At 38.0% G+C, this 13325-nt stretch carries 9 protein-coding genes; 2 read left to right on the forward strand and 7 right to left on the reverse strand.

Annotation, left to right across the window (positions count from 1 at the left end; genetic code table 11):
• Nucleotides 1-351 precede the first annotated feature (351 nt).
• The 4 genes from KFZ58_RS16205 to KFZ58_RS16220 all read right to left on the reverse strand — a co-directional run bounded on the left by KFZ58_RS16205 (nucleotide 352) and on the right by KFZ58_RS16220 (nucleotide 2881).
• On the reverse strand, nucleotides 352-1182 hold the full coding sequence (locus KFZ58_RS16205; RefSeq protein WP_370642319.1) for an aminoglycoside phosphotransferase family protein: 831 nt from the start codon (nucleotides 1180-1182) through the stop codon (nucleotides 352-354).
• A 184-nt stretch (nucleotides 1183-1366) separates the two neighbouring features.
• Nucleotides 1367-1810, reverse strand: coding sequence for a VOC family protein (locus KFZ58_RS16210; protein ID WP_235792324.1), 444 nt, complete (start codon nucleotides 1808-1810; stop codon nucleotides 1367-1369).
• Between the two features lie 145 nt (nucleotides 1811-1955).
• Nucleotides 1956-2546 carry a GrpB family protein gene (locus KFZ58_RS16215; protein ID WP_235792325.1) on the reverse strand — a complete coding sequence of 197 codons (591 nt, stop codon included), beginning with the start codon at nucleotides 2544-2546 and terminating at the stop codon, nucleotides 1956-1958.
• A gap of 191 nt (nucleotides 2547-2737) precedes the next feature.
• Nucleotides 2738-2881 (reverse strand): hypothetical protein, encoded by a 144-nt coding sequence (locus KFZ58_RS16220; protein ID WP_235792326.1) that lies wholly within the window; start codon nucleotides 2879-2881, stop codon nucleotides 2738-2740.
• A gap of 203 nt (nucleotides 2882-3084) precedes the next feature.
• On the opposite strand from KFZ58_RS16220, the gene istA reads away from it, so the two are divergent.
• A complete protein-coding gene (gene istA / locus KFZ58_RS16225) occupies nucleotides 3085-4578 on the forward strand; it encodes an IS21 family transposase (RefSeq protein ID WP_235792327.1) in 1494 nt (497 codons plus the stop codon).
• Entirely contained in the window at nucleotides 4571-5299 is a 729-nt protein-coding gene (gene istB, locus KFZ58_RS16230; RefSeq protein ID WP_235792328.1) for an IS21-like element helper ATPase IstB, read from the forward strand. Before istA ends, istB begins: the two co-directional genes overlap by 8 nt.
• Before the next feature lie 24 nt (nucleotides 5300-5323).
• On the opposite strand, the gene KFZ58_RS16235 is transcribed toward istB, so the two are convergent.
• The 3 genes from KFZ58_RS16235 to KFZ58_RS16245 form a co-directional block, all read right to left on the reverse strand.
• Nucleotides 5324-6364: a YheC/YheD family protein gene (locus KFZ58_RS16235; RefSeq protein WP_235792329.1), complete on the reverse strand. Its 1041-nt coding sequence runs from the start codon at nucleotides 6362-6364 to the stop codon at nucleotides 5324-5326.
• A gap of 240 nt (nucleotides 6365-6604) precedes the next feature.
• Complete coding sequence (locus KFZ58_RS16240; RefSeq protein ID WP_235792330.1) at nucleotides 6605-10051, reverse strand: peptidoglycan-binding protein; 3447 nt, start codon at nucleotides 10049-10051, stop codon at nucleotides 6605-6607.
• A gap of 166 nt (nucleotides 10052-10217) precedes the next feature.
• Entirely contained in the window at nucleotides 10218-13289 is a 3072-nt protein-coding gene (locus tag KFZ58_RS16245; RefSeq protein WP_235792331.1) for a peptidoglycan-binding protein, read from the reverse strand.
• Nucleotides 13290-13325: the final 36 nt, after the last annotated feature.

The raw sequence follows: 13325 nt of genomic DNA on the forward strand, positions 1-13325 counted from the left end.
GAATTGTTGGGCTGGCGCCCGAAACACAATTCAGATGGAGTCTTCTTGCCGAAAGGGATAAACACTGTGTAATTCATTTGGAAATAACTTAGAGAGCCGTTCAACAGCATTTCCTATGCACCGATCGTAATCAACAGTAATTTTATCTACAGAAACATCACTTAGAATATACCCATTCTCGTCAAGACCATGCCCAGATTGTAAATAGCCCATTTCAATATCCAGCCTCCCTTTTTCACCCTTTCATATAAACTGATCCAGTAAGATGACAATCTTTGTATCCAACGAAATTAACTGTTGTTCCATAATATAGCTCAACATTCTAATTCCATTCTTGCGTCCGATTGAGGCTTATAATAACACTTTTTTTAGGATTGAAAAATTCTTCCTAAGAAATGAAGCGTTCTTTTCAATTCCACGACGTTTACACCAGCCAATACTATTAAAAGCATCTGTAAATTGATAAAAAGGCAACACTACTCCTAAATCAATTAATGGTCTTATGGTGTTATAGCCTTCTTGATAGGATTGATACAAGGTAAAATCGAAGCTTAAAAAATCACGATACAGTTTGGTGAAATCGATTTCTGTTGAGCCAAATCGTACACTTTCAAAATCTATCATGCCTGAGACTTTATCTCCATCAACAATAATATTTGCTGGACGAAAATCCATATGTATAAAGCACGGGCCGTCTGAAGGAGGAAGCTGTAGTTTCATATTTTCAAACCTTTCAAGAGACTGTTTGTATAAACTACCATCCAAAATTTCCTTTACATCTTCAGCAAAACTATAAAATTGACGTTCTACAAAATTAAACCAGTCCGGAAATTCATTTTGTATGCCGGTTAACTGTAACGTAGTAGGCGGCTGAATTTGGTGCATAGAAGCATGGAGGACCCCAACCTGAAATGCTACTGTTGGTAAAGCTTTATTTGTTAGCGGTTGCCCTTTTAATTCAGATAATAAAAACGCGCCGGGACACTCTTCATCACCAGACCAATAATCCAACATTTTAGGAATGGAAACTCTATCTTTTATGATTTCATAGGCTTCCAACTCTCGCTGACATTTCAACTTTATATAAGGTATTTTTAAATAAATATTATCCCCGTTAAGCAAATGGCATTTATAAACTGTTGAACTATGGGAATCTTCAACACTCGTTAATTGATAACACATTCAATTCGAATTGTTGAATGACTCGATTTAACATCCAACCCCCCCTTTTTCTTTAAAGTATTATGCTACAATCTGGCCCTATTGCGACACATATATATTCAATTATTGCACCTTTAATTGAAGAGCGGTATTATTTTAAACGAGTTTCATCCATTATCGATTGGATATATGTTGTTTTGTAACTCTAATCTTTAATAATCAACATGTTTGATTCATCAAATTCCCAGTTTGAGCCGTAAGCAACCTCCCAATAATAACCATCAGGGTCAATGAAATATCCTCCATATCCTCCCCATGATAATTTTTTCGGCTCCTTAACAACCTCGGCACCTACTTTCTTAACTGATTGAAGAATATCATCAACCTCAGTTTCAGATTTCGCATTATAAGCAAGAGTGATGCCCGGGAAACCTCCTTTTGATAATTCGGGAGGATCTTCTTCATTAATATCCTTTGCCAATTCTTCAAGTGGAAATAACTCTAACTTTGATCCTTCATTTTTAAAGAACACAATAGCAGGTTTTTCCTCGTCTCCTGTGACCGATGCTTCAAAACCGATGTCACGGTAAAATTTAAGTGAATTTCCAATATCTTTTACACCTAAAGTAATGAGATTAATTCGATTCATACGATATCAACTCCTTTAAGTATGTTCCTTAGTAAGAATTCGACACATGAATAGACTTTCTTTTTTTTAATGGTTACTTTCTCATTTATATTGATATTTGATAATGCCGAAGATGAATAAACAGAAACAGGATTAGTCATACTTTCTAATCGACTGCATTTGCTCGCTCCATAATTTCCTGGACTATCGAATTTTTCGCATCTGCGTAGTCTTGCACATGTCGCCATTTACGCTGAGCCAAGTTGTGTTTAACTCGTGCGTATTCATCCCTATCCGTATTGTTGGAACGTAGCCGATCACGGAATTGCAGCATTCGGTCAATCTCAGATGCACCTTTACTAAATACGTGGAGATTGACGTCTTTGTCGAGACCCTTGAATAATCGATGTTCAAACCATTCGGGTTCCCGGATATGTAACGTATACCCAGCTTCTTCCAGAGAGGAAATATACGACTCCTCATCGGAAGAGTCCGTCACAACCAGCAGAATATCAATAATTGGCTTGGCGCATAGTTCAGGCACTGAAGTTGATCCAACATGTCCTACTTGTAATGCCTTATTTCTAAGTACGGATTGAATCCGTCTGGCCTCTTGTTCAAACAACTTTGGCCAGCGCGGATCATACTCTGAAAGGGTAATCGGCGCATTATGGACTTTACGATTTCCTACCGTTACCTTCGTAAGATATGCATCATTTTTAGATGTTGAATTTGAATTGTCCGGAGTTGATGACAATTCATTCACCTCCTCAATATTACCATTATTGTTTACAAGAATTTATCAAACCAAGTAGACCGCTTTGGCCTCAATCTGAGTAACCATTTTATAAAGTTTTTACCATTTATAACTGCCGAAATTGGATGAAATGAGGTAAGGCAGTAGATCAGAAAATATGGGGAATGGAGTAACGTAAACATTAGCCATTTCTATTTAAATCTAGCTTTATCCTTCAAAAAACTCCCCACTTTACGTACAGGCGCAGTAGCACGCCATGCTCTGCTGTGCTCGATAGCAGTATATTTTTTCTCATATAACTCTTTCTCTTGTTTTAATTTTTCTACTTCTCTCATAAGAGCTTTATTTTCATTTTCTAAATCACTTTTTCCTTTGGTATCCGTCTCATTTTTGAACTGAACTAATAAATCCTTGTCTATTGTTTAGTGCATAATAAAAGTAGAGAGTATTGCAACTAAAATCTTAGAAGGTTGCACAAATAAAAAAGGCTTGCCAGCCCGATCAAAAAACCCTATCGTTAATAGCGACTAAACTGTTAATGATGGGAGTAATGAAAGGAATGCTGGCAATGCCTGAAATTAATCATATCAAAAAATTAAGGAATATTAAATCACTATCGATCAACGAAATTGTAAAACGTACTGGTTTTTGTTGGGAAACGGTGAAGAAGTATGCGGATGAGGATCAGTTACCGAAGGAAAGAGAATCGAAAAAGAGAGGAATGATGTATGAAGAAAAGTGGGGCGAAATTGTATCGGATTGGTTAACAGAGGACTATGCGCTTAAAAAGAAATTAAGAAGAAATAATAAAAACATTTTTGAACAGCTACAGAAGTTGGGTTTTCCAGGTTCATACCGGACGGTATGCGTCTATGTGAAAGAGTGGAAAGATAAGGTGTTAGATGAGTCTGATGAAATAAAAGAAGAAGCAGAAAGGCTAACACATCCACCGGCGGAAGCCCAGGTAGACTTTGGCGTCACAGAGGTTGTGCAAGAGGGAAAAGTGAAGGATGTTCATTGTTTAATTATGAGTTTCCCATATAGTAATGGTGGATTAGTAGTTCCTTTACCTGCAGAAAATCAGGAATGTTTTTTAGAAGGCATTAAAATGCTTTTTGTACAGGCTGGATATGTTCCAAGAAAGCTGCGCTTGGATAATCTTTCAGCTGCAGTGGTTCAAGCTAGAGGACGAGGGCAGGAAACTATTTTCACAGATGCCTTTCAACGTTTCAGCAGCCATTATGGATTTGAGCCACAAGCCTGCAATGCGAGAAAAGGCAATGAGAAAGGGCATGTTGAAAATAAGGTGGGCTATGTTCGATATAATTTCTTCACACCGTCACCTGTCATAGAAGATTTAACGCACTTGCGCTGTTTATTGCTGGAACATAGTAAAAAAGATCATCAGCGAAAACATTATAAGAAAGGGTATATCATTGCTGATTTAATGGAAGAAGAAAAGAAATATGGCTTGGCATTACCTGAGAATGAATATCCCGTATTTAAAGAATCCACGGTTACTGCTAATAAATATGGTGAAGTAATCATTGATAAACAGGCGGTGCATGTCCCAAATAGTTATCACTATAACAAATTACATTTAATCACCTATTGGGACCGATATAAGGTAGTTTCGATGCATGGGGAAATGCTTTCCGAAGGGCCACGAGCCTATATGAATAAAACGAGAGAAATACCATGGAAATCGATACTAAATAATTGGATGCGAAAACCAAGATCCATTGTATATTCACGGTATTTCCCTTATTTACCTGGAAGGATCGCCCATCACTTAAATATTGAATCGACGGAACTGCGAAAAGAACGGGTTAAATGGCTTTTTAGTTTCATAACCAAGTATGACATGGTGGAAATAAATGATAGATTCTATGAATTAGCACCTATCGAGGAAGTGGAAGGAGCATCATCCCAGAACACCATTGATCATCCTTATGATGTGAATTGGAGCATTTACGACTCACTTCAACCTACGGAAAATAGGAAAACCAAGGTGGAGGTGTCACATGTCTAATTCAATACGTGAAAAATGTAAAGCACTACGATTAGCACATCTGGCAGATGTGTATGAGAAAGTACCTTTTGAAAATCCAGAGCAGTTCTTGACAACACTATTACAGGAAGAATTGGATTTAAGAGAAGCCGCAAAAGGAGAACGATTAATCAAAAGGGCTAAGTTTATGAATGAAAAGGAATTAGAAAATTATCAGTGGAGTGATCATGTTCGATTCCCTCCACAACTTGACAGAAGCGCACTTGAATCGCTCCATTTTATAGATAGAAAAGAGAATTTAGTATTGACTGGAGCGCCAGGCACCGGGAAGTCGCATCTTGTGACTGCATTGGGCAGGAAAGCTTGTAGAAATGGATATGATGTTCGTTTTTATCGAGTGGCCGATTTGGTAGAATTGCTTGAGAAATCGTGGAGAGAAGGACGCTACCAACAATTTCGCAACAAGTTTAATAAAGTTAGTATGATTATTTTAGATGAAATGGGCTACGTTCCGTTTAGCAAGGATGGTGCTGAATTACTATTTCAGCTCATCTCTGATTGGTATGAACAGCGCAGCCTTGTCATTACATCTAACTTAGAGTTTAGCCAATGGAATAAAATATTTGTGGATGCGCGGTTAACCGCTGCTTTGGTAGATCGTATCATTCACCACGCTCATATCTTGAGTTTTACTGGAGATAGTTACCGTGTAAAACATGCATTATCGAATCATCACTCCTAACCGAAATAAGGGCTGGCAAAGTTCTCAACTTTTCTTTGCATTATTCTCGACTTTTTGCTTGCAAAACACATCTATTTCATTTTCAAGCATGTACATATAATATTCCGTTCTTAACATAGCAGACTGAGCTATTAGAGGAGCTGTAGTTGGAGCACCATTCGATTCAAATAAATATAGATCTCCTTGTGTATCAATTGCTACATCAAATCCTAATGCCATAACAGGGGTCTTTTTAATCTCTTCTAATTTATATGGCAGTGTTGTGGCCAATTGATTTAATCTTTTATTAATATCTTTCCAGCTTTCCCCGAAATTAGCCTTTAGGAATGGTTTCGGATCACTGATGCCACCACCTTGATTCACATTGGATATGACTTTCTGTCCAATACCAATTCGAATGAAATTCCTGGCTACTTCCCATTTTCCTTTTCGACTTTTTTGTACATGAATCCTGCAATCAAAAGGGTACCCATCCTTTGTTTTGGAAGAAATATACTTCTGTAAAATATACCTCTTACCTTCAATGTAATTTTTATAGTGTGTAAGTAACTCTTCTCTAGATAACCTTTGTTCTTCTTTTTGATGACCGAGTATATAGGTATCTGCGTCTTTTCTTAAAATATATATGCCTCTGCCGCGTTCACCACCAATTGGTTTCATTACAATAGATGAATATTTATCTAAAAAATATTCAATATCACTAAACTCACGTATCTTACAAGTTGGTATAACAAGATGTTTAAAGTCCTTATCTTTCAACAATTCCCGCTGCAGTCGTTCTTTGTCTATAGAATTTTTCCGATCATAGGTTAAAACAGTATTATCTCGCAGGTGTTCTATGATTTCTTTATGTTTACTGATAAAGCAATAGGGGGCAATGTCAATTAAAAGCGGTAATTTTGTATTGACTACTTCCCATTTATTATTTATAAACATTTTCCCTTTAACTATATTGGTATGTATATCAACGTCCCAAGGTCTTAAATAGATAAGATCAATATCCTGAGACTGACATAACATAGCTGTTATTTTAGCCATAATGGGCGGATTATTAAAGTTTCTCATGAAGCCGACAATCATTGTACTTTCCTCTATTCTAAAGTAGTCTTTTTCTCATTAAATGTGATTTAATTCTTCATCTAATATAATTATGTACTTATATAGTATAACAGATACGTATGCACCTTCATTATACTCTTTAAAATTGGGATAGCAATTTTATATAGTAAAAATAGCCTAGTCTCTTTAAAAGAGAGCTAGACTATTAGAGTGTAAAGTGAATTGTTTTTGAGGGGCCACTAATCATTATTTATACATTGGTATATCTAAGACTAGGTTAAAGATTCCTAATTCCTCATATAAATTATAGATTGTAGATACTTGTTTTGATGCCCATCCTATATCTGTTGCGTACTGATGTGTTGCATAGCCGTATCTAGCCATTCCTGCTGGATTCCAACGCATTTCATATAATGTGTTTTGGCCGGCCTTTATATAATTATTGCCGATAAATTGTGCACCGCCAACGATAGCGTCATATGGTGTGAACCAGCCCTGTTCATATGCACGTTCAGCACCGCATTCCACAGCACAGTCATCATAGGCACCAACACCATACATATTGTACACTGTTTCACCATTATATTCGATACCTTGAGCTAATCTCGAACCACCGTTCCCCGTTTCTAAAATAGCATGGGAAATTAGATAAATATCACTAACACCGTATAAATTACTGGCATCAATGAAGGCTTGGCCTTGTCCATTTAACGTTCCTCTATTTTCTAAATAGTTATTTAATATATTTACAGAGGCATTACTTGGTCTTGAGAGGTCAAGAAATTGAAACCTTTGCACCTCATCCTCCAAGAAATTCGTTGGATCTAGATAATACAAAACATCATCAGGGCTAGCATTAACCCACTGACTACTATTGTATTCAATTTGATACCAGCCATTGAATTCTCCCTCTATGTTCACTTTTGTTCCTTCCGTAAGTTGGCCAACCACACTGTTAACTGTACTAGGGCCTGATCTTACATTTAAAACATTTGCAGTTACTATATTATTTCCATTGATCCAACTAGCAGATACATACCCATAATTATTGTCTGTTTGCGGATTTGCTTCCAATTGCATTGTTAATGCTTCCGCTAATGAGATATTATATTCTGTATTGTTTATTACCTCACTAGAAGCTGCCGCATCCTTGAGTTTTGCTAATGTCAGTTCATCTGCTATACCGCTGACTGGCAAGTTAAAATACTGCTGAAAATCACGAATAACCGCTTCTGTTTCCGTACCATAATAGTTTGCGGGATTACTCCAGTCTGCAAACCCCAACGCCACTAGATCATCTTTCATCTCCTGTATTGATTCACTACTATTCCCATACTGGAAATGACCTAATGATACTTCATTTATTTTCTCTAATGTTATTTCATCCGTTATCCCATTTACTACTAAACCATAATGTTCTTGAAAATTGCGTACCGCTTCCTCAGTTTCCGAACCATAGTAATCAGTTGGACTACTCCAGTCTGCAAATCCAAGTTTTACTAGATCTTCTTTCATTTCCTGTATTGATACGCTACTGTTCCCATGCTGGAAATGGGCTGATAGCAATTCATTTATCTTCTCTAATGTTATTTCATCTGCTATCCCATTTACTGTAAGTCCATAATATTCCTGGAAATCACGTACCGCTCCCCCGGTTTCTGTTCCATAATAATCAGTTGGCGAGCTCCAGTTTGCAAATCCAAGTTCTACCAAGTCCTCTTTCATTTCCTGTATGGATATACTACTGTTTCCATGTTGGAAATGACTTGATAATATTTCATCTATTTTAGCAAATGTTGCTTCATCCATTACTCCATTCACAGGTAGACCATAATACGCTTGGAAATTTAATACGGCCTCTTCAGTCTCCGTACCAAAATAGGTCGTAGGGCTTGTCCAATCGGCAAAGCCTAATTCTACTAAATCCTCTTTAAAATCTTTTACATCCCCACGGCTTATCCCGTATTCCAGGGGTGCATTGATGAGTTCATCAATCTTGCCTTGGGTTACTTCATCCGCTATCCCGCTTACGGCTAATCCATTGGATGATTGAAAGTTTCGTACTACATTCTCTGTGTCAGGGCCGTAGTATGTTGTAGGATTGGTCCAGTGATCAGCATAGCCTAACGTAACTAATTGCTCTTTTATTTCTTGTATTTCCACACTGCTATTTCCGTATTGGAAATGACTCGATATTACCTCATCTATTTTAGCAAGTGATGCTTCATCCATTACTCCATTCACAGGTAAACCATAGTATTCTTGGAAATTTAGTACGGCTTCTTCAGTTTCCCTACCAAAATAGTTTGTAGGACTTGTCCAATCGGCAAAGCCTAATTCTACTAAGTCCTCTTTAAAATCTTTTACATCCGCACGGCTCATCCCATACTCCAAGGATCCATTGATGAGTTCATTAATCTTGCCCTGGGTTACTTCATCTATTATCCCACTTACGGCTAATCCATTGGACGATTGAAAGTTTCGTACTATATTCTCTGTATCCGGGCCGTAGTATGTTGTCGGACTCGTCCAGTGATCGGCATAGCCTAACGTAACCAATTGCTCTTTTATTTCCTGTATTTCTGCACTACGGTTTCCGTACTGGAATGGGCTGGAGAGCACTTCTTCGATTTTTGCCAATGTTGCTTCGTCCATTACTTCGCTTTCAGTTAGACTATAGTATGCTTGAAAATTTTGTACGACTTCTTCAGTCTCTGATCCAAAATATGTAGTCGGACTTGTCCAGTTGGCAAAGCCTAAATCTACTAGATCCTCTTTTACTTGCTGAATCACTTCATTTTTATCTCCATGTTGAAATGGGGGATTGTCATCATTCTCAGGGATCTGAGTGATTAATTCATTGATTTTAGCCAACGTTACTTCATCTACTATCCCGTTTACAGCTAACCCATTGGACGACTGAAAGTTTCGCACGACATTCTCTGTATCAGGACCGTAATACGTAGTCGGACTAGTCCAGTGATCTGCATATCCCAGTCTTACCAGATCTTCTTTCATATCCTGAATTTCTGCACTACTGTTCCCATATTGGTACGGACTGGAGAGCAGTTCTTCAATTTTTGCCAGTGTGCCGTTACCTACTATGCCATCCACCGTTAAACCATAGTAATCTTGAAAACTACGTACAACTTCTTCGGTCTCTGAACCAAAATATGTGGTTGGCGTCGGCCAATCGGCAAAACCTAATTCTACCAAATCCTTTTTCATTTCCTGGATGTCTTCGCTACGATCGCCAAACTGGTACGGGATAGATACACTTTCCTGCACTTGTATAATAAATGTTGAAATTGAATTTCCTTCATCAATTTCTGCGTCCTTTTCCTGATCATCAGATGTGTTTGCATCAGAACTATCAACATCATTCTCTTTGGATTGATCTTTGTTTTGTTCTGACTCCTCATCTGTTGTTTCCTCTTCTTGCTCTGCTTCTTCTGCTTGATCAGCATCTTCTATTTGGTCATCTGGGTCATTTGTTGTGTTGTCCTCTGATTCCTTTTCTATTTGATCTGTTGATTTTTCTATTTCCTGTTCTGCTTCATCCGATACTTCTTCTACTTCCTCGTCTACTGTCTCATTTAGCCCCTCTTCTCCTGTTGCCTCCGCTTCCAGTGGACTAAAGTAGAATAGAGAAAATAATAAGACTGATAGAATCATTACGTATTTTATTCTCACTTTAGTTTCACCTCCTTCTATAAACTATAGTACTAATATAATATCGGATATTTTTGGCAGATTTTCAACATTTATTTGATATATTTACCAAAAATTTATCTATTTATGTCGATTTAATGAATTTAAAAATAGCCTAGCTCCTTTAACAGGAACTAGACTATTAGATTTACTGATACTGTGTGATATCGAATTGTAACACCGGGTTGTCTAATAAGCTGTACATGTTTTGAATTTCCGTAACCTGCTTAATTGCCCAGCCTACATCTGTCGCATATTGGTGAGAACCAGGATTTACTGGATTCCACCGCATTTTATAAAGTGTATTTTGATTATCAGCGTTATGAATATAATCTTCACCTATATACTGAGCCCCACCAATAATGGCAGCTTCTGGTGTTAACCATTCTTCTTGATATGCGCGCACAGAACCACGTGTATCTGTATTGATATCCACTGCACCGATGCCAAACATATTATACGTCGTTTGTATATCGGAGACTTCACTCCGGTCAATGTCAACATCTTCTTCTACTGTCCACTGACCATCATTATATTCAGCGATATCTGTTTGACCTGGCTTAAATGAAACCCAGGTATTGTCATCTAATTTCCCTACATCTATACTTCCATTAGATAATGGTGAGGTACCTCCGCCAGTTTCGTGGATTGCGTGTGAAATCAAGTATATCTCGTTAACCGAATATATATCGCCTCCATCGATGAAAGCTTGACCGGTTCCTTCTAAAATACCTTCTCCTATTAAAACATTGTTTAACTCAGATGCAGTTACTCCCACGGTGGATGATAATTTTAAGTGCTGGAACACATCATTATTGTTTGGGTCCAAATAACTTAATACATCCTGCGGGCTAGCGTTAACCCATTGATGATGCTCTGTATATTCAATTTGATACCAATCATCGAGTTCGCCTATTATTGTAACCGCCTCACCCTCCGAAAGTTCACCAACGACCCAATAATTTTCACCCGGTCCTCCTCTTACATTTAACGTAGCAGGTATTACATCGCCGTTATCATCAATATATTCTTTTGAAACATACGTATCATATTCACTATCTGTTTGTGGCTTTGCGTTTATTCCCATTTGTATAGTTAGTGCTTCATTTAATGTTAAATCAGATTGTGTATAATCAATAGTTCTAGTATTAAAACTATCTTCAATAGTTTCTAAGGTTATTTCATCGGCAATACCACTCACAGGCAGCTCATTTTCACGTTGAAAAAACTGTACTGCTTCTTCTGTTTCTGAACCATAGTATTGAGTCGGGTTTTTCCAGTCTGCATACCCCAGTTCTACCAAGTCTTCTTTCATTGCCAGAATTTCCTCGCTACTATTTCCATGCTGAAATGGAGTAGACAAAATTTCCTCTATTTTCGTTAACGTTGGCTCGTCCATGATACCATTTTCAGTGAGGCCATAGTACGATTGAAAATAAAGTACTGCCTCTTCAGTCTCTGAGCCAAAATATGTGGTTGGATTCGCCCAATCTGCAAAACCTAGCTCCACCAAATCTTCTTTTATTTGTCGTATTTCTTCACTGCGATCTCCAACTTGAGGCGGTTCAACTCCATCCAATAATTCTTCCATTTTAGCCAAAGTGACCTCATCCGCTATGCCGCTGACCGCTAATCCATTCGATGACTGGAAATCACGTACGACTTCTTCCGTTTCCGGGCCATAGTATGTGGTTGGATTCGTCCAGTGATCGGCAAACCCTAGCGCTACCAGGTCTATTTTCATTTCCTGAATTTCTGAACTTCTGTTTCCATACTGATAGTGACTAGCTAATACTTCATCTATTTTAGCTAGTGATTTTTCACCCATTATTCCGTCTTCCGTTAAGCTATAGTATGCTTGAAATTCAAGTACTGCTTCTTCCGTTTCCGACCCAAAATAATTAGTTGGATTTGTCCAATCGGCAAAGCCTAATTCTACTAAGTCCTCTTTAAAATCTGTGACAGCTGGTCTCCTCATACCGAATTCCAGAGGTTCATCGATTAACGCCTCAATCTTAGCTGAAGTTACTTCATCCACTATGCCATTTACGGCTAATCCATTCGATGACTGAAAATCACGAACAACAGCTGTTGTTTCTGAGCCATAGTAGGTAGTTGGGTTTGTCCAATGGCCTGCGTAACCCAATGCTACCAAATCTTCTTTCATTTCCTGAATGTCCTGGCTACTATTGCCATATTGAAAATGACTCGATAATACTTCATTTATTTTTGCTAGTGTTGCGTCGTCCATTACACCATTTTCCGTCAGACTATAATATGCTTGAAATTGTAATACTGCTTCTTCGGTCTCTGATCCAAAATAACGACTTGGAGTGGTCCAATTCGCAAACCCTAACTCTACTAGATCCTCTTTTATTTGTTGGATTTCATCACTGCTGTCTCCTAATTGCGGGGATTGCTCCGACATTAATTCTTCGATTTTAGCTAGCGTTACTTCATCAATTATTCCGTTTACGACTAATCCATTGGATGATTGAAAGTTTCGCACTACATCCTCTGTATCATTACCGTAGTATGTAGTTGGATTTGTCCAGTGATCTGCATATCCCAGTATTACTAGATCTTCTTTCATCTCCTGAATTTCTTCGCTACTATTTCCATACTGGTATTGGCTTGATAGTACTTCATCGATCTTCGCTAGTGTGCCTTCACCAATTAAACCGTCAACATCCAATCCATAGTACGCTTGAAAACTACTGACTATTCCCTCCATTTCCGAATCAAACTCAGATGATGGAGAAGACCAATCCGTAAATCCTAAATCTACTAGATCCTCTTTTATTTCCAGGATCACTTGACCGTTATCACCCTGCTCATAAGGGATGGTTGGTTCACTGTCATCATTCTGTATACCTATCCCACCCTCTTGGACACCTTCATCACTTTCAGACTTTTCCTCGTCACCAGAATTACCGGCATTATTCTCCTCGACTTGTTCTTTTTCTTCTGGAGATTCATTTGACTGGTTTGTTGAGATTTCCTCTGATTCTTCTGTATCACTTGATTTTGATGGGACATCGTTTCCTTCTCCAGCTGGTTCTTCTTCAACCTCTGGATCAGTTAATTGCTCCCCATCTTCTCCCTCTTGTGCAGATGTTTCTTCATCCTCCCCACTTTCCGTTGCTTCTGAAACTAGTGGACTAAAATGAAAAAGGGAAAATAAGAGCACAAACAAGATCATAAGATGTTTAATTTTCACTTTAGAATTCTCCTCCTTTAATTTTAAAATTTTGGT

Source organism: Virgibacillus sp. NKC19-16 (assembly GCF_021560035.1).
Taxonomy (GTDB): Bacteria; Bacillota; Bacilli; order Bacillales; family Amphibacillaceae; genus Virgibacillus_L; species Virgibacillus_L salidurans.

Coding starts and splice junctions, on each gene's coding strand:
- KFZ58_RS16205 (WP_370642319.1), bottom strand. CDS start 1,182: ATGTGTTATCAATTAACGAGTGTTGAAGATTCCCATAGTTCAACAGTT.
- KFZ58_RS16210 (WP_235792324.1), bottom strand. CDS start 1,810: ATGAATCGAATTAATCTCATTACTTTAGGTGTAAAAGATATTGGAAAT.
- KFZ58_RS16220 (WP_235792326.1), bottom strand. CDS start 2,881: ATGAGAGAAGTAGAAAAATTAAAACAAGAGAAAGAGTTATATGAGAAA.
- istA (WP_235792327.1), top strand. CDS start 3,085: ATGATGGGAGTAATGAAAGGAATGCTGGCAATGCCTGAAATTAATCAT.
- istB (WP_235792328.1), top strand. CDS start 4,571: ATGTCTAATTCAATACGTGAAAAATGTAAAGCACTACGATTAGCACAT.
- KFZ58_RS16235 (WP_235792329.1), bottom strand. CDS start 6,364: ATGAGAAACTTTAATAATCCGCCCATTATGGCTAAAATAACAGCTATG.